This is a genomic window from Bifidobacterium vansinderenii, from assembly GCF_002234915.1.
Classification (GTDB): Bacteria; Actinomycetota; Actinomycetes; order Actinomycetales; family Bifidobacteriaceae; genus Galliscardovia; species Galliscardovia vansinderenii.
The window spans coordinates 74,607-96,695 of the sequence record NZ_NEWD01000026.1; the positions used below are offsets into that span (position 1 = coordinate 74,607).

A 22,089-nucleotide genomic window follows, 5' to 3' on the forward strand; every position below is an offset into this window, starting at 1 on the left:
GAGAGTCCTCCCTCTGTCGTGCCTTCGTCACGACATCTCCCTCCTCGGGAGGGAGAACTCCGGTATTTGGCCCACAACCGTTTGTTCTCCCTCCAAGGGAGGGAGATGTCACGGCGCATGCCGTGACAGAGGGAGGGATTCGAGCGCTGAGCTTGATGCTTCTCTCAGAGAAAGGACCAGAACTATCGGGGTTGGGCTGTCGCCGAATGTGATACACCATAAGGTGACATCACCAAGGAGGTGCGTCATGAACGATAAGCTCAGATTTCCGCGGGTGCCGCAGTTCGGGCCGTTCGATACGCCGGAGTTCATGCGCACGTTCGGCATCGACTGCTCGGTGGGGCGCCTCACGGCCATGGCGTCGCGCAATCTCGACACCGCCAGGCGCGTGGCCGTGTTCATTCCGGGATTCACCGGGTCCAAAGAGGACTTCATCCCGTTCTTTCCGTATCTGTGGCGCGAACTGCGCTCGACCGGTCATGACGATTTCGCCATCGTCGCGTATTCGCAGCGCGGTCAAGCAGACTCTGCGGCACCGAACGATAGAAATGCCTACGAACTTGACGATTTCGTGGCCGATGGCTGCGAGGTGCTGGAACGGCTGGGTGCCGCCGATCGTCCGATCGACTTGGTCGGCCATAGTTTCGGGGGAGTGGTTGCGCGGCGCGTGGCGCTGCGTCGGCCGGAGCTGCTTCGCTCGCTGACGGTGTTCGATTCCGGCGCGGTGCCTGTGAAACTGTCTCCGGTGATCAAGGCGGGTCCGGCGATCATCCGTCTGCTCGGTCCGATGGTCATGTATTGGGCGTATCGGCCGAAGCTGCGCGACGAGCCGCAGGCCGATCGTCTGGCCGAGCTGTTTCGTCAGTGCATGCATGCGTCGTCGAAGTATCATCTGGCATCGGTCGCCGATTTTATGACGAAGTTCAGCGATGTGACTGACGAACTCAAAATGTTTCACGTGAAACATGGCGTGCCGATCAATATCATGTATGGCAAGAATGACGACGTCTGGCCGAACGATGTCTACGACGATGAGGCCGCCGCGCTTGGCATTGCGCCGGTCGCGTTCGATAACGCCGGTCATCTCGCCCAGGACGATCAGCCCAAACCCTTCGCCAAGTCGCTGGTGCAATTCTGGGACCGGTGCTGATTGGGGCCGCTGCCGATCGTCGTTGAATCCGCTATCTGAGCAATCGGTAACCTTTACTGTTTTGTTCGTGAAATATACCGGAGTACGAGTTGCGCGAGAATTGCGCAGCTGGCGATAATCCAGCCGATTGAAAAGTTGAATGCCGTATGTGTGAACAGCGCCGTAATCCATATGATCGTCAGCGCGATATCCGCTCTGCGCACCGCCGTATGCTGTTGATCCCGGAAATTCTCCCGGAGAAGTCCGAACAGCAGCAGTGCGGCTCCGGCGATCAGGCAGCCTATGGCCAAATGCAAATATGCCGAGGAGCGCTGATCCTTCAACGCTATTCCGCATATGATGACTGCGAAACCAGCCATCTTAGCTATGGAAGATAGTTTGGAACGTTGCACAAGTCTTCCTTATCTCTGTGATGCGGGAGAGAAGCCGAAGCATCCCTCCCACATCACGAATGGCATTCACTGGGACGTTACCCAAGTAATGTACCCGCCGGTCTCGGTATTGGGCATTATGAAAAATAGCCTTACAACGGGTGTGATGGGAAAAGCTTTGTCTACGTTTGTGGACAGCAGTGACGACGTCTGGTCGAATGGTGTCTATAACGACGAGGCCACCGCGCATCTCCTCGCAATTCACAGCGCCAAACATCCGTCCGGCCCCGTCGCAAACTTCCGTTTGGCGCTGTGAATCGCGTAGGACGGCGATATCCCGGCGGATATGGCAGTGCCCGGGCCATTGGGGAACGGTCCGGGCACTGTTGGGTTGATTATGGTGGTTGCGGGGGAGCCCTCCCTCAGTCCGCCTAACGGGCGGACAGCTCCCTCCCCAGGAGGGAGCACAATCGGGTGTGGGCAGGTCGCGCGCCTCATGTCTCCCGGTTTTATACCCTTTCTAAGGAGGGGCAGGAACCGGGAGGCGCGCTTCTACCTTGTTGCTTCTTCACCTGGGTGAGCTGGTAGCTGACGAACAGGATCGCGAGCCAGATCACGCCGGCGATCACGGCCACGCGGTAGCTCGGCGAGAAGCACATGAGCACCACCACGAGCGCGAGGAACGCGAGCACCACCCACGGGGTGACCTTCGCGAACGGCAGCTTGAAGTGGATCGCGGCGAGCGCCTCCTTGCCGGAGAGTCCGTGCAGCGCGGAATCCTCCGGCGCCTTGCCGGCTTCGGCCACGCGGCGGAACTTCATTTCGGTGATCATGATCATTGTCCAGTTGATCACACCGGCGATGGTGGCGATCGACATCAGGTAGTTGAACGCGAACTCGGGCCACAGGAACACCACGACCACGGCGATGGCGGTGATCACGGCGGAGGTGAGCACGCCGGCCACGGGCACGCCGTTCTTGTTGAGCTTGCCGAGGTAGGCGGGGGCGTTGCCCTGCTTGGCGAGCGAGTACAGCATGCGGGAGTTGGCGTACAGGCCGGAGTTGTAGACGCTCATCACGGCGGTGAGGCACACGAAGTTGAGGATGCCGGCGGCCACGTGCACGCCCACGGAGTCGAAGATCTGCACGAACGGGCTGGACTTGCCGTCGATCGTGTTCCACGGCACCACGGCCATGATCACGCCGAGCGCACCGATGTAGAAGACGAGGATTCGCCAGATGATGTCGTTGGTCGCACGAGGGATGGTGCGACGCGGATCCTCGGTCTCGCCGGCGGTGATGCCGATGAGCTCGGTGCCGCCGAAGCTGAACATCACCACGACGAGCGCCATGAGCAGGCCGGTCCATGAGCCGTCGGAGGACTGCGACATCAGGCCGTTCGGGAAGAATCCGCCGTCGATGTTGAACCAGTTGGCGAAGCTGGCGGGCACACCCGAATCGGTGGGCAGTGCGAAGACGATCACGGCGAGGCCGCCGAGGATCATGGCCACCACGGCCACGATCTTGATGATGGCGAACCAGAACTCGAACTCGCCGAACTGGCTGACGCCGAGCAGGTTGGCCGCCGCGATGATGATGAGGAACGCGGCCGCCGACACCCACGTCGGGATGGCGGGGAACCAGTAGTTCACGAACGAGCCGACCACGGACAGCTCCACCATCGACACGAGGATGTAGTTGAACCAGTAGTTCCAGCCGGACACGAATCCGGCGCGCTTGGACCAGTACTGGGTGGCGTAGTAGCTGAAGGCGCCGGCCTTCGGATCCTCCACCGACATTTCGGACAGCGCGCGCACGATCATGAAGATCGCGAGGCCTCCGATCAGGTAGGCCAGCAGGATCGACGGACCGGCGAGCGCGATGGATTCGGACGAGCCGTAGAACAGGCCCGTGCCGATGGCGCCGCCGAGTGCGATGAGCTGGATGTGGCGGTTCTTCAGTGATTTGCGTAGTGATGCGGGGACCGGCACGTCGTCGGTCTCGCGCGGCTTGGTCGATTGGTTCTCGGCCATGGCGTTTCCCCTTCCTCTCTGAGTCTTGCGGCATGTTTCGCGTGGATCTGACTGCTGTTGGCAAATGTTCCACGTGAAACGTGCGGTACGGGTGCCTTCGCCGATGGTGTCGGTGCCGGCATCGTTCGGTCAACGTGTACCGAGGGTAGTCGTACCACATGTCACCAAGCGCATTCTGTCCATCGAAACCGAAAGAGCCGGTGCTCTCCTCCGTGGGGAACGCCAATATTTGACACTGTAAAATATTAGTGGTAGAAAATATCTCGGAAGCCGCAAGAGGGCGACGGGTCCGGCAGCAATGCCGGCGCGATCGCGGGCGCGGCGAATCGAGAAAGGGAATGCCATGGGATTTGCCGAGGATGCGGTCGCGGAGATGTTCGCGCTCTCGATGCGCACTCGCGGCAAGGCAATCGACAAGGTCAGCCGCGGGGCCAAGGGCGAGATACCGGCGCTGCACATGCTGGCTGTGTCGAGCGTGCCGCTGACGCCGGGGCGTATATCCGATGCGCTCGGCGTGAGCCCGGGTCGTGTGTCCGCGATCCTGGATCGGCTGGAGAAAAAGGGGATGATCGTACGCGAAACCGATCCGTCCAACCGTCGCAACGTGCTGGTGAGCGTCACCGACGCTGGGCGCGAAGCGGATCGCGAGGCCTTTACGCAGATGCATGACCGTTTCGTCCGCGTATTCGAGCGCATGGGGGAGGAGCACACCAGGCAGTTTCTCGACCGATGCAAGGAGTTCGTCGGCTACATGCTTGACGAAGGCTTTCCGTCGCCGCCCGAAGGGCCGCCGTGTGCGCTCTGACCTGATGGCACTGCCGTGACGGCATGACGGCGACCCCGGTGCGTCCGGGGTTTCCTTTTGCCTCATCTTGAACACTGTAAATAATGACTACCCAAAATAAAAATCGCAAGGAACAAGAAACCATAGGGGAACAATCGTGATCAGAATCAGCAAATATCTATCCAAGGCCGAATGGGGGCAGCTGTTCGTCGGCCTGCTGCTCATCATCGCGCAGATCTGGTTCAACCTGGAACTGCCCGACTACATGGCCGACATCACCCGACTCGTCGAGACGCCCGGCAGCGAGATGCACGACATCTGGGTGGCCGGCGGCAAGATGCTCGCCGTCTCGCTCGGTGCCGTCACGTGCATGATCCTCATCAGCCTGATCACCGCACGTGTAGGCGCATCGTTCAGCCAGCGTCTGCGCTCGCTCGAGTTCAAGCGCGTCGAATCGTTCGGCCCGGCCGAGATGAACCGCTTCTCGTCCGCCAGCCTGATCACCCGATCCACGAACGACATCACGCAGATCCAGATGTTCGTGACCATGGGACTGATGCTGCTCGTGCAGTCGCCGATCATGGCCGTGTGGGCCGTGTGCAAGATCGCAGGCAAGGGCTTCGAATGGACCGTCGCCACCGGCGTGGCCGTCGCGATCCTCATGGTCGCCATCGTGATCCTCATGGCGCTGGTCATGCCCAAGTTCAAGGCCATGCAGACGATCACCGACAACATCAACCGCGTTTCACGTGAAAACCTCACCGGCCTGCGCGTGGTGCGCGCCTACAACGCCGAGGACTATCAGGAGGCCAAGTTCGACAAGGCCAACACCGACCTGACCGAGACGCAGCTGTTCACCAACCGCGCGATGAGCGTGATGATGCCGCTCATGAACACCGTGATGAATGGCCTGATGCTCGCCGTGTACTGGATCGGCGCCTACCTGATCGACGCGGCCGACATGACCGACAAGCTCACCCTGTTCTCCAACATGGTGGTGTTCTCCAGCTACTCCGTGCAGGTGATCATGAGCTTCCTCATGATGAGCATGGTGTTCGTGCTCTGGCCGCGCGCCGACGTGTCCGCCAAGCGCGTGCTTGAAGTGCTCGACACCAAGCCGACAGTGACCGACGGCACCCGCACCGCCGGCGAGCGCGACGCGGCCGGCAACGAGCTGCGCGGCGAGGTCGAGTTCCGCGACGTGAGCTTCACGTACCCCGATTCGCGCGAGCCGATGCTCGAACACGTGAGCTTCAAGGCCGAGCCCGGCCAGACCGTGGCGTTCATCGGATCCACCGGCTCCGGCAAGTCCACGCTGGTGAACCTTGTGCCGCGCTTCTACGACGCCACCGAGGGCCAGGTGCTCGTCGACGGCGTGGACGTGCGCGACTACGAGCTCAAGGCGTTGCGCGACAGGATCGGCTACGTGCCGCAGCGTTCCGTGATGTTCAAGGGCACGGTGACCAGCAACGTGGCGTACGGCGATACGACCGCGGCCGGCGTGGATACCACCTCGTCCGGCGCCGTCGATCCCGACTCCGTGCACGCCGCCATCGACGTGGCCCAGGCCAGCGAATTCGTCGACAAGATGCCCCACGGCATCGACTCCGAGATCGCCCAGGGCGGCTCCAACGTGTCCGGCGGCCAGAAGCAGCGACTGTCCATCGCCCGCGCGGTATGGCGTCACCCGGAGATCCTCGTGTTCGACGACTCGTTCTCCGCACTCGACTTCCGCACCGACCGCGAGGTGCGTGAGGCGCTCGCCAGCGAATGCGCCGACTCCACCAAGCTGATCGTCGCGCAGCGCATCGGCACGATCATGCACGCCGACCAGATCATCGTGCTTGACGACGGCCGCGTGGTCGGCCACGGCACGCACAAGGAACTGCTCGAGACCTGCGACGTCTACCGCGAGATCGCCGAATCCCAGCTTTCCCAGACCGAGCTCGCCGCGTAGGGGAGGGAGGAATCGGCTGAAGGCCGATGCACCCGCTTTGCCGACTTCGTCGGCGTCACCTCATCCGTCCGGCTACGCCGGACACCTTCCCCTCAAGGGGAAGGAATGGGATGGCGAAGCCGGCTTCCCCTTGAGGGGAAGCTGTCACGCGCAGCGTGACTGATGAGGTGCTCGACCTCAACGCTTCAACTCGCTCGACGCGAATACGTATATAGAACTTATTAAGGAGAACCAATGCCAGGACCAATGGGACCGCGTGCAGCGGCCGAAAAACCGCAGGACTTCGGCAAGATCATGGGCAAACTCGTCCGCTTCTGCAAGCGGTATCTGCCCGCCATGATCATCGCGCTGATTCTCGGCGCCGCCGGAACCGTCTGCCAGATCATCGGACCGGACAAACTCAAGGACGTCACCAACGAGATCACCAAGGGCCTGCCCGCCATGGTCAACGGCCGCCCGGTCATGAACTCGATCGACATGGACGCCGTCACGACGATCTGTGTCACACTTGTGGTGCTGTACGTCGGTTACGCGCTGCTCACCTATGTGCAGAGCTGGATCATGGCCACCGTCACCCAGCGCACCGCACAGCGTCTGCGCGACGAGATCTCGAAGAAGATCAACCGTCTGCCGCTCAAATACTTCGACAAGGTCAGCTACGGCGACGTGCTCAGCCGCATCACCAACGACGTGGACGCCATCGGCCAGACGCTCGGCCAGTCGCTGGGCTCGCTCATCACGGCGGTCACGCTGTTCGTCGGATCGCTCGTCATGATGTTCCACAACAACGTGATCATGACGCTCACCGCGATCGGCGTGAGCGTGATCGGCCTGATCATCATGATGGTCATCATGAAGGCGTCGCAGAAGTACTTCACGCTGCAGCAGCTCGCGCTCGGCGAGGTCAACGGCCACGTGGAGGAGATGTACGCCGGCCATACGATCGTCAAGGCATACTCCGGCGAGGACTCGTCGATCGAACAGTTCGAGAAGTACAACGACCGTCTGTACGTGTCCGGCTGGAAGTCGCAGTTCCTGTCTGGCCTGATGATGCCGATCATGCAGTTCATCGGCAACCTCGGCTACGTGGCCGTGTGCGTGGTGGGCGCGGCGCTCGCCATGAACGGCGACATCGAATTCGGCGTGATCGTGGCGTTCATGATGTACATCCGCCTGTACACGCAGCCGCTGTCGCAGTTCGCGCAGGCGTTCCAGAACCTGCAGCGCTGCGCCGCCGCGTCCGAGCGCGTGTTCGGCTTCCTCGAGGAGCCGGAGATGAGCGACGAGACCGCGCTCGAGGGCCGTCGCATCACCGACGAGGCCGGCGACTCCAACGGTCTGCGCGGCGACGTGGAATTCGACCACGTGAGCTTCGGCTACAAGCCGGGCCAGCTCGTGATCCACGACTTCAGCGCCAGCGTAAAGGCCGGGCAGAAGGTGGCGATCGTGGGCCCGACCGGCGCCGGCAAGACCACCATGGTCAATCTGCTCATGCGTTTCTACGATCTCAACGGCGGCGACATCCGCATCGACGGCGTTTCCACCGCGTCCGTGCCGCGCGCCGAAGTGCACGACCAGTTCGCCATGGTGCTGCAGGACACGTGGACCTTCGAGGGCACGATCCGCGAGAACATCGTGTACTCCAAGCAGGGCGTGACCGACGAGCAGGTGCAGGCCGCCTGCCGCGCCGTGGGCCTCGACCGCTTCATCCGCTCGCTGCCCGACGGATACGACACCGTGCTCAACGACAACACCAGTCTGTCCGCCGGCCAGAAGCAGCTGCTCACCATCGCGCGAGCCATGATCCAGGACGCGCCGATCCTGATCCTCGACGAGGCCACCTCGTCCGTGGACACGCGCACCGAGGAGCTGATCCAGAAGGCCATGGACCAGCTGACCGTGGGACGTACGTCGTTCGTGATCGCGCACCGACTGTCCACGATCAAGAACGCCGACATGATCCTCGTGATGAAGGACGGCGACATCATCGAACGCGGCACGCACGACGAACTGCTCGCCGACGGCGGCTTCTACGCCGACCTCTACAACAGCCAGTTCGCCACCCTCGCCGCGTAGGCGCCAGGGCGGTCCCGGCTCCCCTCAGTCCGCTTTTGGCGGACTGAGGGGAGCCCCGCTCTCAAAGGTCCAAGCCAACGGGGGGCCACACCGGCGCACATTCGTCGCTCTTCCTTACGTTCCCCACCCATTCCTCCGCAATCTGAACACGTCAACGACGACGCGAACGGAAACGGAGGATATAATGAAAACGTTATATTCGCGCAGGAGACAACGATGGGTGGTGCGACTCGAACTCATCGGGGACTGGCTGCTGTCCTTGGATGAGGAAACCTATGCGCAGGTCATGGCCTCTCTGGAAATACTGGGGGAGCGTGGGCCCATGCTGGGCCGTCCTTTGGTGGATTCGATCCGGCACTCATCCATTCACAATCTCAAGGAACTACGTCCGCCATCATCCGGAACCAGCGAAATCAGAATGCTGTTCGCATTCGATCCCGAACGACGAGCGGTCATGCTGGTGGCCGGAGACAAACGAGGGAAGTGGGATGCGTGGTACAAAACCAATATCCCTCTGGCCGAACAACGATGGAACACGTATATGGAGGAACGCAATGAAGCCGATGACCATCGATGACATTCTGAAAATCCGTCCGGTCGACGAGGCCGCCGTGGAACGCGAGAAGAAGCGCATGATCGCCGAGATCCGCGCATACAAGCTCCGCGAACTGAGGCGGCGACTCCGCATTCCGCAGCAGGCACTGGCACGCGCGCTGCACATCTCCCAGCCGCGCATCTCGCAGATCGAAAACGGTGAGATCGACTCCATCAAGGTCGGCACGCTCAAACGCTACGTGGAGGCCGTGGGCGGCCATCTGCGCATCGAGATCACGGTGAACGGGCACACCACGCTGCTGGATTCGTGATCTCGGCGGCCACTGCGCTTCGGGAAACGCAGATCGTACGATGCGAATCCACCCGCTAAGGTGGAGGGTTGAGAGACGACGGAGACGATCGTGAGATAATCCGCATCCCGCGTGGTGTACAACGCCTAGGGCGCATGGCGTATGACCCCGCCGGGCAGTGAAAGGGGATTCGCATGGCGAAGCTGGCAGGATTCGAAACACCAAGACTGGGCATGGGCACGATGGCGCTCGCCATTGAGGGCCGTCCGACGGATCGGCGTGAGGCCATCGACACGATCCACGCCGCGCTCGACGAGGGTGTGCGCTACCTCGACACCGCATGGTCGTACTATCTGCCGAGCAAACCGGGTACGGGCGAGCCGGAGGATCTCGGCTACGGTGAAAAGCTCGTCTACGAGGCGCTGCACACGTGGGACGGTCCGCGCGACGAGGTGCTGGTGGCCACCAAGACCGGATGGCTGCGCACGCTGTCCGCGCCGGCTGCGACCGCCGACTCCGCCGCGTCCGACACGGAATCTGGCACCGACCGCTCCGCCATCGCCGACCAGACCGGCGCCGTGTCCGGCAACAACTTCGGCGAATACGGATGGCAGGCCGACGCCCGTCCCGAAACCATCATCCGCCAGGCCAAGGAATCCGCGCTCCGGCTCGGCGTCGGCACGCTGAGCCTGCTCTACTCGCACTGCCATGATCCGCAGGTGCCGTACGACGAGCAGATGGGCGCGTTCCGTCAGCTCGTCGACGAGGGCGTGGTCCGCTACGTGGGCATCTCCCGTGTGGACGCCGCCGACATCGAAACGGCAAGCGAGATTCTCGACGACGCGTTTGTGGCCGTGCAGAACCAGTTCTCTCCCTCGTTCCCCGATCCGGATCACACGCTCGAATACTGCGAACAGCGCGGACTGGCGTTCGTCTGCTGGTCGCCGCTCGGCGGGTTCCTCGACAAGATCGACCAGCGCAAGTACGACGCGTTCCGTACGGTGGCCGCCGTGCACGACTGCTCGTACCAGCGCGTGGTGCTGGCATGGGAGATGGCCCAGTACGACCGTCTGTTCACCATTCCCAGCGCCCGCAACCCGCATGAGATCCAGGACTCCTTTGCCGCCACGCGGCTGATCCTCACCCCCGACGAGTTGCGCTTCCTCGACGAATCTGTGGCGCGTTAGGCCACGAAGAACCGTCCCGGGAAGCCCTGCGATTTGGCCAGTATCCGCTCCTCGGTGATGATCGCACACTGGAAGTCGAATGATTCGGCGAGCGCGGCCGCTGATGTGACGAACAACGCCGTGGCCAGTCCGTCCGCCACCATGGTCGGATACGGTTCGGGACTGGCGCTTTCGACCAGCGCCCATGATGCGCGTACGTCGTTCGCGGGGAGCCCGTCGATCGCGTTGAGCAGGTGATGGGCCTCGTGTAGGGCCTCGGTCCCTGCCGCGCTCCCTTGTGTCCCGCTTACCGGCCAGCGCCGGCGGCTCGGTGCCGATGCGCATAGCGATCCGTATGCGAGCTCGAGCAGTCCCACGGCGCGTGTGGTGTCGTCCGGGTCCTCGAGCGCGATGCGGGCGGGACGTCTTCCGAAGGCAGGGTCCTTGGCGGTGCCGGTGGCGTCAGCGGTCCGCAACGTCGCCGAGGATGGGCTCGTGCCCGAATGCGACACGGCAGGTCCGGGACTCGTTCTTACGCGCAGATCGCCGCCGGCGTCGATCACATAGTGCAGCGGGCGCGTATTGGCCTGATCGCTGGCGTGCCGTTCCACCATGCCGCCAAGCAGATCCACCATGTACCCCTTGCCTGCGGCTCCGAAATCCAAGCGCACCGGGCCCGTGGTGATGAGCGTCGTGCCGTCGCGGCGCACCGAGTCCCAGGTGGCGCGTCCGTGTTCCCGGCCGAGATGCGCGAATGCCCCGGATTCCATGCGAAACGTCAGATTCGCGTCATAGCCCAGACGCGTAAGGTCCTCGCCCACGCACGGGTCGATTGCACCTTCGGTCGCGGCGAACAGGCGGTCGTAGAACTCGAACAGCGGGCGTGCAAAGTCGGGGAACTCGAACCGGCCCCCATGCGGGGAACGGGCCATGGCCGAAACGATCGAATCCTCGCGGAACCGCGACAGCGCTCGTTCGAACTCCTCGATGCGTGATGCCATGCGATCCCGCAGGGAGGAGGTGATCCGCTGTGATGAGGTGATGATGATCCCGCCTCCCAAAGCGTTGGGAAAGCTGACGGCGACGGGGCCTTCCGAAGGCTTTCGGGACGCGTTCCCGTTCGCGGGGACGCCGGATTCCAAGGGCGTTGATGAACCGTGGCATACGTTTCCGGGGAAGTTCTCCATGGGTTTTATGGTAGGTGCGGTTCACAAATCGAAGTTACCTGAGCGGCTCCCGCGAATTTCCAATGCTCTTCCGAGGGCATCTTCGATTTGTGCTATCCCAACTATCGAGACGATTTTTTGGGCGATGGCCAATAATTTACACAAATGGACAAAACATAAGGCGCACACCGTTTTGTGAGCGCTCACACATCGTCACGCCTCAATTGAGGGCACTAACTACCACGTACTCTTAAAAATGTCAAGACTTTCTTTTTCGGAAAAGTGGCTCTAAGTTTCCGTAACGGTTCATGAAAATGCTGTGGAACTATTGAAAACATTGGTTTTCGAGAGGGGATCCGCAGTGGCGGAAATTGAGAGGAATCTATGCGTTCACTGAGCACGACACTCGTACGCCATGGGCGAAACGCCGTTGCCGGCATCTCCGGCGGCGCGGTCCGCGGCGTCATTCGTGTCTTCGCGGCCGTGATCATGGCGGTGCTTATGGTGGCGGCGCTCTTCGTGTCCCCGAACGCCGCGCTGGCCGCGTCCGGCTCCGACGGCGTGCCGACCAAGGCGTCGTTCGACTACACCACGTGGACCCAGATCTCCGACAAGATCGCCGAGCAGCTGAACGAAGGCTCCACCGACTACAAGAACGGTGACCATTCCGGCGCATCCTCCGCGTTCAACTCCGCCTACAGCATCACCTACGTGTCCACCAACTTCTCCCAGGCCACGATCGACAAGCTCGGCCAGGAGAAGTTCCAGTCGCAGCAGCAGCAGTTCAACGCGATCAAGTCACTGGCCTACCAGCAGGGCAAGGAAGGCGACATCGACTCCGGCATCGCCACTCTGACCGCCGACATCGCCGACACCGCGACCCAGCTCGACAACGCCTCCGACCTGCTCAAGCCGCAGGAATACTACACGGCCCGCGCTGAGAAGACCAACGCCCAGCGCAAGACGCTCGAGGCCAACAAGGTCAACAAGAACACCGGCAAGGGCGACCGCACCTGGACCGACGTGGCCAACGAGATGACCCCGATCCTCGACAAGGCGCTCAAGGCGGCCAAGGCCGGCGACGGCCGCAAGGGCTCCGACCTCGTCAACAACGCCTACTACCAGTACTACGAGAAGCTCGGCTTCGAGAAGAACGTGATGAACGCCATCGGCGGCGACCGCGTCTCCAAGGTGGAATCCACGTTCAAGGAGGCCCGCAAGGCCATGGTGGCCGGCACCGACGCCACCCCGTACATCACCAGCCTCAAGTCCATGCTGGTGGAGGACGCCGGCAAGCTCGACGGTGGCGCGGCCAACGACGTCAACGGCTTCACCAAGTTCATCACCAGCTCCGTCGGCCAGGCCTTCCTGATCCTGATCCGTGAGGGCCTTGAGGCGCTGCTCGTGGTGGCCGCCATCATCGCCTACCTGATCAAGTCCGAGAACAAGCGCTTCGTCAAGTGGATCTACGTCGGCGTGCTGGCCGGTCTGGCCGGCTCCGGCGTGGTGGCCGTGCTCTTCGGCCTGCTCTTCGGCGGTAGCGGCCCGATCCAGGAGATCATGGAGGGCGTGTGCGCCCTGATCGCCATGGGCATGCTGCTGTGGACCAGCAACTGGATGCTCAACAAGTCCAGCGTCGAAGCGTGGAACAAGTACATCAAGAACAAGACCGAGTCCGCAGTGGCATCCGCCGACGCCGTGGCCGCCGCTGGCGAGAAGACGACCGTGGGCACCATGGTCTCGCTCGCCATGCTGAGCTTCCTCGCCGTGTTCCGCGAGGGCGCCGAAACCGTGATCTTCTACGAGTCGATCTACTCGATGAGCCGTGACTCGCGCGGCATGTGGATTGGCGGCATCGCCGCGGCCGTGGTGCTGGTGATCGTGTTCCTGATCATCCGCTTCACCTCCGTGAAGATCCCGATCGGCCCGTTCTTCCTGGTCACCTCGATCCTGATGTCCATCCTCGTGGTCGTCTTCGCCGGCGGCGGCGTGCACGCGCTGATCGAAGGCGACGCCCTGGGCGGCATGTACCTCAACGGCGTGCCCACCAACGACTGGCTCGGCTTCTACCCGTACGTGGAGACCATCGTGGCCCAGGCCCTCGCCGCGGTCGCCGTGATCGCCCTGTTCGTGGTCGGCTTCATCAAGCAGCGCAAGGCCAAGGCCGAGCTCTCCTCCGCCAAGCCCGCCAAGTAGACGTAGACGCGATCCACGAATACAAACCCAAGATTTTTCCAAAATCCCAACAGAAAAGGAAAAGAGAAATGATGAAGAACAAGATCAAGGCTCTGCTGGCCGTCGTGGCCGCCGGTGCCATGGCGTTCTCGCTCGCCGCCTGCGGCAACTCCAACGCCTCCTCCAGCTCCGACAAGAGCGCTTCCTCCTCCAGCTCCAAGACCACCGAGTCCAAGAGCACCGATGGTGGCGCCGGCTTCGAGGAGATCCCGATCGGCGACGACCAGGAGGTCGGCCCGCTGAACGTGGCCGCCGTGTACTTCCAGCCCGTCGACATGTACCCCGAAGGCCAGGGTCTGTCCGCTGCTGAGTCCAACCTCCACCTCGAGGCCGATATCCACGCCCTGAAGAACAACCAGCTGGGCTACGCCGAGGGCGAGTTCATCCCGAAGCTGACCGTGGACTACAAGATCGAAGACAAGAACGATCCGAACAACGTGCAGCAGGGTACGTTCATGGAAATGAACGCCGACGACGGCCCGCACTACGGCGCCAACCTGAAGCTCGACAAGGACGGCGAGTACAAGCTCACCTTCACCATCCACTCCCCGCAGGAGAACGGCTGGACCCTGCACGTGGATCCCGAGACCGGTGTGAAGGGCCGCTTCTGGACCGAGCCGCTGACCGCCTCCTTCGATTGGGACTACACCGTTCACCAGTGGTGATCGCGGTACCATTCGCAAATAGCGTGAGGTAACGTTCCGACGCGCCCCGCAAGGGGCTGATCGGGAACTTACACCCCAGGGCATTCCGCCGATTCGCTCCCCACGAGGGAGGTGAATCGCCGGAATGCCCTCTACGCGTTTTTGGATGGAAACGCGCAAAACAGCGTGACGTGACACAAACGTGACGCACCACAACGCACAACTGAACATCAACAACGAAAGGCTGATGAATGCTTGGACAATATGTGCAGGCGTTGCCGGGTATGCTGTCGCCATGCCTGCTGGTCATGGTGATGAGCGTACTGCTCACCGTGGGTGAGGGACGCGACAAACCGAAAAGCGCGAACTGGCGTCTCATCGGCCTGATCCTGGGCCTGCTTGGCGCACTCGTGTTCGCCACGCTGCGCGGCACGGCCGTCATCGATCGTCGTTCCACGGTGAACCTGCCGGCGCTGATCCTCGCGGTCGTGTTCGACGTGGCCATGATCGCCGTCGTACTCACCGCACACAGACTCACGAAGAACTGGCATGACCATCCGGTCGCACTGCACCTCGGCAACTTCGCCGCCGCGGCCGGCATCGCATGCACCACCTTCTACATCACGCCCGACGTGATCCTGCAGCTGACCAACTTCGTGGAGACCGGCAAGTCGCCGTTCACCTCCGAAATGCTGCTGCGCGCGCTCGGCTTCCTGCTCGGCGTGGGCACCGCCATCGTCACGGCGGCCATTTTCCGCACGATGCGCTCCACGGCCGTTCGCGCGTCGTTCACCGCGGCGGCGCTGCTGCTGGTCGTGCTGATCCTCATTCGTCACCTGACCGACCTGTTCTCGCTGATGATGAACATGCTGATCCTGGTGCTGCACGGTCCGGCGTTCCGCGCCCTCATCTTCTTCCACAACCACGAGATTCAGTTCACGCTCGCGCAGGCGCTCGTGTTCGTCATCCCCGTCGTCGCATCGCTGATCGCCGGATTCAGGATGCCGAGGACCGGCGCAAATGAGGCCATCGCCCGTACGCACATCGCGTTCAAGCGTCGCGCGCTGGCGGCCAGCGTGTGGAGTCTCGTCGCCATGATCGGCGTGACCGTGGCGCTCACGTTCGGCGTGTACGAGAACAACAAGGTGCCCGAGCTTTCGCCGCCGGAACCGTATTCGCTGAGCAAGGGCGTGGCCACGATCAACTTCTCCCAGGTGGAGGACGGCCATCTGCACCGCTTTGAATACAAGGCGAAGGACGGCACCACCATGCGTTTCATCATCATCAAGAAGAACGGCGGCGCGTACGGCATCGGTCTGGACGCGTGCGAGACGTGCGGCGACGCCGGCTACTACGAGGAGAACGGCAAGATCATCTGCAAGCGCTGCGACGTGGCGATCAACCTCGCCACCATCGGCTTCAAGGGCGGTTGCAACCCGATCCCGTTCAACTACAAGATCGGCAACGGCAAGATCACCATCCAGACGGCGGATCTCGACGCGCTGTCGCAGCACTTCAAGTAAGGGGAGGTGAAGCGTGTTCTTTCTTCGTATGATTTTCCGGTCGTTCAGCAGGCAGTTCAAACGTCGTCTGCTGATCGCCGTCACCGTGTGCCTGTCCGCCACGGTGAGCGTGGCCATGCTCGGCGTGGTGTTCGACGTGGGCGACAAGCTCAACGCCGAACTCTCGACGTACGGTTCCAACATCACCGTGCAGCCGAAGTCCGACGCCGTGATCTCCGATCTGTATTCCACGGATGACGCGGCGGGCGCGGCCGGCACGTCCGATTCGACGGGCGGCTCCGGCACGACCAGCGATCCCACGTCGTTCCTCAAGGAGTCGGACGCCAAGAACATCAAGACGATCTTCTGGGCGTTTAACATCACCAACTTCGCGCCGCAGCTCAACATCCACGCGAACGCCGGCGTGAACAGCGGCAGCGGTCAGGTCAGCATCCCGATCGTGGGCACGTGGTTCAACAAGACGCTCAAGCTCGACACGGGCGAATCCACCGTGGTGGGCGTGCAGGGTATGCGTTCGTGGTGGACCGTGCAGGGCGCATGGCCCAAGGACGACACCGATCAGGCGATGATCGGCGTGAACCTGGCCGATAAGCTCGGCGTGAAGATCGGCGATACGCTCACGCTGACCAAGACCACCGCGTCCGGCGTGAACAACGTGCAGTCGGTGAAGATCGTCGGCACGTATGACTCCGGCGACGACGCGGCCAACTCGCTGTACATGGCGAGCTCGGTGGCGCAGACGCTGGCCGACCTGCCCGACTCGGTCGACAAGATCGAGGTCAAGGCGCTCACCACGCCGGAGAACGATCTGGCGCGCAAGGCCGCCAAGAACCCGGCCGCGCTGACGTCCGAGGAGTGGGAGACCTGGTACTGCACCGCGTACGCGAGCTCGATCGCCTACCAGATCGAGGAGGTCATCCCCGGTTCGGTGGCCAAGCAGGTGCGGCAGGTGGCCGCGCTGCAGGGCGACGTGATGAACAAGACCCGTGCCGTGATGATCCTCATGACCGCGCTGAGTCTGGTCGCCGCCGCCATCGCCGTGGCGAACCTGATGGCCGCGTCGATCGGCGAGCGCGGCAACGAGCTGGCGCTGCTCAAGGCCATCGGCGCCACGGACGGCGCGGTGTCCCGCCTGATGCTGGCCGAGACGGCGGTGATCTCGCTTGTGGGTGCGATCATCGGCGCCGGTCTGGGCTCGGGCGTGGCGCAGATCGTGGGGCAGGTGGTGTTCGGTTCGGGCATCACGATGCGACCCATGGTGTTCGTGCTGGTGTTCGTGCTGCTGGCCATTACGATTCTCATCGCCTCGGTGTCGTCGATCCGTTCGATCCTGAGGCTGCGTCCCGCGGAGGTGCTGCATGGCCGCTGATAGCAACAAGATTCGCAAGCCGATGACCAATCGGCGCATGTTCTTCGCCATGATCTTCGGCGCGGTGTTCCGTCGTCGTTCGCGCGCCGTCATGGCCGTGGTCTCGTCGATGGTGGGTGCGGCGACGCTGTTCTGTCTGGCCGCCGTATGCCTGGTGGTGCCGCAGCAGATGAGCGCGGAGATGCGCGCGTACGGCGCGAACCTGATCGTGACGCCGAACGAGGCGTCGAGCGCCGCCGGACTGAGCGCAGACACGGTCGCGGCCGTGGAGAAGACGGTCAAGGCCGACGGGTCCGCAAAGTCCGCCACCTACCGTTACGAGACGGTGCGCATCAACTCGGCGCCGTACGTGCTCGGCGGCATCGACGTGAATCAGGTGCGCGACCTCAATCGTCATTGGGTGGTCGACGGCAAGTGGCCGAGCGAGGGCCGTGTGCTTGTGGGCCGTGATGTGGCCGATTCCATGGGACTGGAAATCGGTTCGGCGATCAAGATCGCATATCGCGCGTCGGACAATGCGGCCGGGGCAAGCTCGTCCGGCACGTCTGGTTCTGCCGGCTCGAACGCCACCGCTGTGCCGAACGACGGTACTTCGTCGGCGTCCGGCACGACCGCGGGCACGACGTCCGCGGAAACGCAGGCGCAGTCCACCGGCCAGTCGTCACGCGACGGACGTGTGTCCACCGACATCCTCAACACCGACGGCACCGAATTCCGCGTGGCCGGCATCGTCGACACCGGCGGCAGCGAGGACGAGATCGTGTACGCCACGAACGACGACCTGACCAAACTGGCCGGTGAGCGCGGCAGCGACGTGATCGAGTTCTCCTCCGAAGCGTCGGCCGATCAGCTCACGCAGCTGGTCAATCGAATCAACAAAACGTCGTCGCTGGGCGTGAAGGCACAGCAGGTCAGCAAGATCACGTCGTCGAACACGCGCATCATCACCATGCTGCAGACGCTGTTCTGGCTGGTCTCGGTCGTGGTGCTGGTGCTGACGCTCGTGGGCGTGAGCACGACCATGGCGTCGATCGTCTCGCAGCGCCGCAACGAGATCGGCCTGCGCAAGGCGCTGGGCGCAAGCTCCGCGTCGGTCGGTGCCGAATTCTACGTGGAGTCGGCGCTCTACGGTCTGCTCGGCGGCGTGGTGGGCACCGGCATCGGCTACGTGTTCGCGCGCGTGCTATGCCAGACCGTGTTCGAACGTTCGCTGTCGTTCAACTGGCTGCTGGGATTGGCGTCGGTGGCGCTCAGCGTGCTGATCGCCGTGGTCGCGTCGATCGTGCCCGTGCGCCGCGCCTCCCGCATCGACCCCGCCATCGTGCTGCGCGAGGAATAAACCGTCAATCCCAAACCGTCAAAAGGATCTCCAATGCTTCTAGAACTCGACCACATCTCCAAGATCTACGGCTCGCTGCACGCCGTGGACGACCTGTCCCTCACCGTGCCGGAAGGCGAATGGCTCGCCATCGTCGGCTCATCCGGCTCCGGCAAGACCACGCTGATGAACATGATCGGCTGCATGGACACTCCGAGCAAGGGTTCCGTCTCGCTCGAGGGGCGCAAGCTCGAGGACCTCAACGCCACGCAGCTGGCCGACGTGCGCAAGAACCTGATCGGCCTCGTGTTCCAGAAGTTCTATCTGGTGCCGCACCTGACGGCCGTTGAAAACGTGATGGTCGCGCAGTACTACCATTCGGTGGTCAACGAGAAGGAGGCGCTCGAGGCGCTGGACCGCGTGGGCCTCAAGGATCGTGCTCACCACCTGCCGGGCCAGCTGTCCGGTGGCGAGCAGCAGCGAGTGTGCATCGCTCGCGCGCTCATCAACTGCCCGAAGCTGATCCTCGCCGACGAGCCCACCGGCAACCTGGACGAGAAGAACGAGAAGATCGTGCTCGACCTGTTCCGCCAGCTGCACGAGCAGGGCACCACGATCATCGTCGTGACGCACGACGCGCTGGTCGCCAGCTGCGCCGAACGTGAGATCATGCTCAACCACGGCGTGCTCGTGGGCGAGAAGTGGAACGACGAGGACGCGCGCGCCAAGTACGAGGCGGCCGGCGGCAAGCCTGCATCCACGGGCAGCAAGGCCGAAGGCGCGCAGACCGGCGAGACCGCGATCGGGTTCGCCGACCCGACCAAGGCCGCCAAGACCGGCGGTGAGGAGTAGATCCGTGTTTCGGTGCTTTACTGCATCAAACGGTCGCTTTTTCGGCCGATTTGCGACCGTTTGATGCAGTAAAGTGCGGAAAAGTGCGGATAGGCAATCAACAGGGGAGGAACTGACATGACCAACAAGACCGTGAAGACCGCGGCCGGCGCGCTCGCCGGTTTAGTGGTGGTCGGTGCGCTGCTCGGCGGATGCGGCAGCCCGCATTCCAAGGCCGTGCCGATGGACGACGAATACGCCGGCAACTCGGGGGAGTCGTCCGCGTCCCCGTCCACCGGATCGTCCGACTCATCATCTTCGTCCGCGTCTTCGTCCGACGACGCGTCGTCGAAGGACACCGGCAACTACAAGGACGGCACGTATTCGATCAAGGGCGTGTACGGTCCGGTCAACGAGGACAGTATCGACGTCACCCTGACGATCGCAAACGGCGTGATCACGGACGTGCAGGTGGTGGGGCATCCGCTCACCAGTATTTCCAAGGACCATCAGGACGCGTTCATCCAGGCCATTCCCGGCGTGGTGGACGGCAAGCAGCTCAAGGGTCTGAAGATCGACAACGTGGCCGGCGCCAGCTGGACGTCCGACGCGTTCAACTCCGCACTTGATCTTGCCCGCGAACAGGCCTCGCAGTGAGATGACGGGTGAGGTTGTCGGCGCACCGTCACCTCATCAGTCACGCATTCGCGTGACAGCTTCATCCGCAAGAATGGACGGCCTACGGCCGGCGATATTCTGCTCGCCTGTCGGCTCGTCTTCGCCTATGAACAGTCCACTGGACTGTTCATTTGACGGCTCAGCCTAGGGGGAAGCCGGCGTTGCCGGATACGCTCGCATGGCGAAATGCAGCCTTCCCCTTGAGGGGCTGAGCCGTCAAGAAAACGCCAGAGGCGTTTTTAGGCGAGGACGAGCCGACAGGCGAGCAAGCCAAACGCAACCGTAGGCTGGCCGCACTTGCAGGACGGTGTCCGGCGTAGCCGGACGGATGAGGTGATGAGCGTCGGCATGGTGCTGGGCCCAACCTCAGGGAGCTGGCCGACGAAGGCGGACTGAGGGAGGGGTGCCTCTGGCGTTTTTTAAACGGACTCAGTCCTGCAAGTGTGGTCCCGGCCTTGTGGCCGGGCGTTTTGTTTGCTCGCCTAAGCGCTAAAAACGCCTCTGACGTTTTTTGTACGCGCTCGCCCAGCAAGTGTGGTCCGGCCTTGCGGCCGGCGGTTTGTTTGCTCGCCTGAGTCCTAAAAACGTCTCTGACGTTTTCTTAACGCACTCGTCCTGCAAGTATTGTCCCGGCCTTGTGGCCGGGCGGTTTGCTGGCTCGCCTGTCGGCTCGCCTGAGTCCTAAAAACGCCTCTGGCGTTTTCTTAACGGACTCAGCCCACATACGCTGAGCCGTCGCCGGTTTCGATCTTGGGGAGATTCACGGTCGGGTCGGTCTCGCCGTTGCCGAGCGCGTCGATGAACTGCTTGATGCTCGGCGATTCCTTGCCGGCCGGATAATACGTCATCGTCTCGTTGTTCGACAGGCTCCACGTGGTCGTGCCGTCGCCGTTCTCCTTATACGAATCCGCGGTGTACGCGTACGCGCCGCTCGACCCGCTCGCCTCGCCAGCGTCCTGCATACTGACGCTGCAGTCGGCATTCACGGTGAGCTGCATGCTGCCCTGCCACATGCCGTAGTTGCCGGCGATGTTCTGGCACCGGGTCTTGTCGTCGGCCGCCTGCTTGGCCTTGACCGACGCGTTCACCTTATCCATGGCGGTCTCCAACGTATCCGACGCTTTGTTCAGCGCCGACGCGGTGACCTTGGACGTGTCGGCATCGGTCAGGCTCTGCATCAGCGTGCTCGCGTCGCTGATGGCCTGCTGCAATGCGGTGAGCACGGTCTCGTCGGTCACGTTGCCGGTGGCCGACGTCATGAGTTCCTTGGCCTTGCCGAGCGTGGTCTCCAGTGCGCTCTTCGCGTCGGAAAGCGTTTTGCTGGTCTTGCTGGTCTTGAGCGTGCTCACACCGTTGTCGATCTTCGACGCGAGTGTGACGTTGCTTTTCGCCAGCGATTTGAACTTGTCGGCGCTGGCGTTGAGCTCCGCGGTGGTGCGGCTGGTGCTGCACGATTCCGATGATCCGTCGTCCGTGGAGGTGTTGACCAGATTGTTCAAACCGGTGATGGCGGTCTGGTCATTCACTTCGTCGTACTGGGTGTCGTTAAGCGCCTGCTTGCCCTTGGTGATCGAATTCGACAGCGTGCTCGCCGACTTGTCGAACTCGGACTGCGCGTCGGTGCAGGCGCTGACCGCGGCCTGATGCTCGCGGTTCCGCCACAGCGCGTAGCCTCCTGCCGCCGCGACGAGCGCGATTACGCAGATCACGGCCGCGATGATCGCGCCCGTGTGCTTGCGCTTGGGTTTGGGGGCGGGGGAGCCGGGTGTGCCGGATACGCTTGGACCATTGGGTGTGCCAGGACCGTTGGGCGTGGAGCCGCCGGGAATTGAACCGTTGCCGTACACGCCGGTCGCAGTCGTGGCCGGCGTGGTAGGACCGCCGTAGACGTTCGTCCCGTATGCGCCGCCGGGCTGACCGGGCTGTGAGGACTGAGCGGAGCG

19 protein-coding genes and 1 pseudogene are annotated in these 22,089 nt (G+C 62.7%); 16 read left to right on the top strand and 4 right to left on the bottom strand.

All coding sequences use genetic code 11. The annotated features are described in order from the left end of the window. Positions 1-247 precede the first annotated feature (247 nt). Entirely contained in the window at positions 248-1,150 is a 903-nt protein-coding gene (locus Tam10B_RS09190) for an alpha/beta fold hydrolase (protein ID WP_158214187.1), read from the top strand. A 53-nt stretch (positions 1,151-1,203) separates the two neighbouring features. Here the strand turns inward: Tam10B_RS09190 and Tam10B_RS09195 are convergent, their stop codons facing one another. Continuing rightward, positions 1,204-1,473, bottom strand: a complete 270-nt coding sequence (locus Tam10B_RS09195) for a hypothetical protein (RefSeq protein WP_143248622.1) — start codon at positions 1,471-1,473, stop codon at positions 1,204-1,206. Positions 1,474-1,486: 13 nt separating this feature from the next. On the opposite strand from Tam10B_RS09195, the gene Tam10B_RS13020 reads away from it, so the two are divergent. Beyond that, the gene (locus Tam10B_RS13020; protein ID WP_143248623.1) at positions 1,487-1,837 is read left to right on the top strand and encodes a hypothetical protein; all 351 of its coding nucleotides are present in this window, start codon (positions 1,487-1,489) and stop codon (positions 1,835-1,837) included. 193 nt (positions 1,838-2,030) lie between these two features. Here the strand turns inward: Tam10B_RS13020 and Tam10B_RS09205 are convergent, their stop codons facing one another. After that, positions 2,031-3,554, bottom strand: coding sequence for an amino acid permease (locus Tam10B_RS09205; RefSeq protein ID WP_093960943.1), 1,524 nt, complete (start codon positions 3,552-3,554; stop codon positions 2,031-2,033). A gap of 343 nt (positions 3,555-3,897) precedes the next feature. On the opposite strand from Tam10B_RS09205, the gene Tam10B_RS09210 reads away from it, so the two are divergent. The 6 genes from Tam10B_RS09210 to Tam10B_RS09235 all read left to right on the top strand — a co-directional run bounded on the left by Tam10B_RS09210 (position 3,898) and on the right by Tam10B_RS09235 (position 10,403). Then, complete coding sequence (locus tag Tam10B_RS09210; protein WP_158214188.1) at positions 3,898-4,359, top strand: MarR family winged helix-turn-helix transcriptional regulator; 462 nt, start codon at positions 3,898-3,900, stop codon at positions 4,357-4,359. A 136-nt stretch (positions 4,360-4,495) separates the two neighbouring features. Beyond that, a complete protein-coding gene (locus Tam10B_RS09215) occupies positions 4,496-6,295 on the top strand; it encodes an ABC transporter ATP-binding protein (protein WP_093960945.1) in 1,800 nt (599 codons plus the stop codon). A gap of 234 nt (positions 6,296-6,529) precedes the next feature. After that, on the top strand, positions 6,530-8,371 hold the full coding sequence (locus tag Tam10B_RS09220; RefSeq protein ID WP_093960946.1) for an ABC transporter ATP-binding protein: 1,842 nt from the start codon (positions 6,530-6,532) through the stop codon (positions 8,369-8,371). Positions 8,372-8,555: 184 nt separating this feature from the next. After that, positions 8,556-8,948: a type II toxin-antitoxin system RelE/ParE family toxin gene (locus Tam10B_RS09225; RefSeq protein ID WP_093960947.1), complete on the top strand. Its 393-nt coding sequence runs from the start codon at positions 8,556-8,558 to the stop codon at positions 8,946-8,948. Continuing rightward, entirely contained in the window at positions 8,926-9,237 is a 312-nt protein-coding gene (locus Tam10B_RS09230) for a helix-turn-helix domain-containing protein (RefSeq protein ID WP_198947573.1), read from the top strand. The genes Tam10B_RS09225 and Tam10B_RS09230 overlap by 23 nt, the downstream gene beginning before the upstream one ends. 173 nt (positions 9,238-9,410) lie before the next feature. Further along, positions 9,411-10,403 carry an aldo/keto reductase gene (locus Tam10B_RS09235; protein ID WP_093960948.1) on the top strand — a complete coding sequence of 331 codons (993 nt, stop codon included), beginning with the start codon at positions 9,411-9,413 and terminating at the stop codon, positions 10,401-10,403. Here the strand turns inward: Tam10B_RS09235 and Tam10B_RS09240 are convergent. After that, entirely contained in the window at positions 10,400-11,383 is a 984-nt protein-coding gene (locus Tam10B_RS09240; protein WP_233133679.1) for an FAD:protein FMN transferase, read from the bottom strand. The genes Tam10B_RS09235 and Tam10B_RS09240 overlap by 4 nt on opposite strands. On the opposite strand from Tam10B_RS09240, the gene Tam10B_RS13595 reads away from it, so the two are divergent. The 8 genes from Tam10B_RS13595 (at position 11,370) to Tam10B_RS09275 (ending at position 20,125) form a co-directional block, all read left to right on the top strand. After that, positions 11,370-11,747, top strand: a complete 378-nt coding sequence (locus tag Tam10B_RS13595; RefSeq protein WP_233133680.1) for a hypothetical protein — start codon at positions 11,370-11,372, stop codon at positions 11,745-11,747. The two genes, Tam10B_RS09240 and Tam10B_RS13595, sit on opposite strands and share 14 nt — an antisense overlap. A gap of 290 nt (positions 11,748-12,037) precedes the next feature. Beyond that, on the top strand, positions 12,038-13,744 hold the full coding sequence (locus Tam10B_RS09245; protein WP_093960966.1) for an FTR1 family iron permease: 1,707 nt from the start codon (positions 12,038-12,040) through the stop codon (positions 13,742-13,744). Positions 13,745-13,812: 68 nt separating this feature from the next. After that, complete coding sequence (locus Tam10B_RS09250) at positions 13,813-14,448, top strand: iron transporter (RefSeq protein ID WP_198947574.1); 636 nt, start codon at positions 13,813-13,815, stop codon at positions 14,446-14,448. A gap of 230 nt (positions 14,449-14,678) precedes the next feature. Next, complete coding sequence (locus Tam10B_RS09255; RefSeq protein WP_093960950.1) at positions 14,679-15,950, top strand: Fe-S-containing protein; 1,272 nt, start codon at positions 14,679-14,681, stop codon at positions 15,948-15,950. A 13-nt stretch (positions 15,951-15,963) separates the two neighbouring features. Further along, positions 15,964-17,319, top strand: coding sequence for an ABC transporter permease (locus Tam10B_RS09260; RefSeq protein ID WP_093960951.1), 1,356 nt, complete (start codon positions 15,964-15,966; stop codon positions 17,317-17,319). Positions 17,320-17,341: 22 nt separating this feature from the next. Continuing rightward, complete coding sequence (locus tag Tam10B_RS09265; protein WP_093960968.1) at positions 17,342-18,658, top strand: ABC transporter permease; 1,317 nt, start codon at positions 17,342-17,344, stop codon at positions 18,656-18,658. A gap of 33 nt (positions 18,659-18,691) precedes the next feature. After that, positions 18,692-19,489, top strand: coding sequence for an ABC transporter ATP-binding protein (locus Tam10B_RS09270; protein WP_093960952.1), 798 nt, complete (start codon positions 18,692-18,694; stop codon positions 19,487-19,489). 117 nt (positions 19,490-19,606) lie between these two features. Beyond that, a complete protein-coding gene (locus Tam10B_RS09275; RefSeq protein WP_093960953.1) occupies positions 19,607-20,125 on the top strand; it encodes an FMN-binding protein in 519 nt (172 codons plus the stop codon). Between the two features lie 734 nt (positions 20,126-20,859). Here Tam10B_RS09275 and Tam10B_RS13285 read toward each other — a convergent pair. After that, positions 20,860-22,089 (bottom strand): annotated as a pseudogene (locus tag Tam10B_RS13285) (hypothetical protein); the annotation flags it as partial.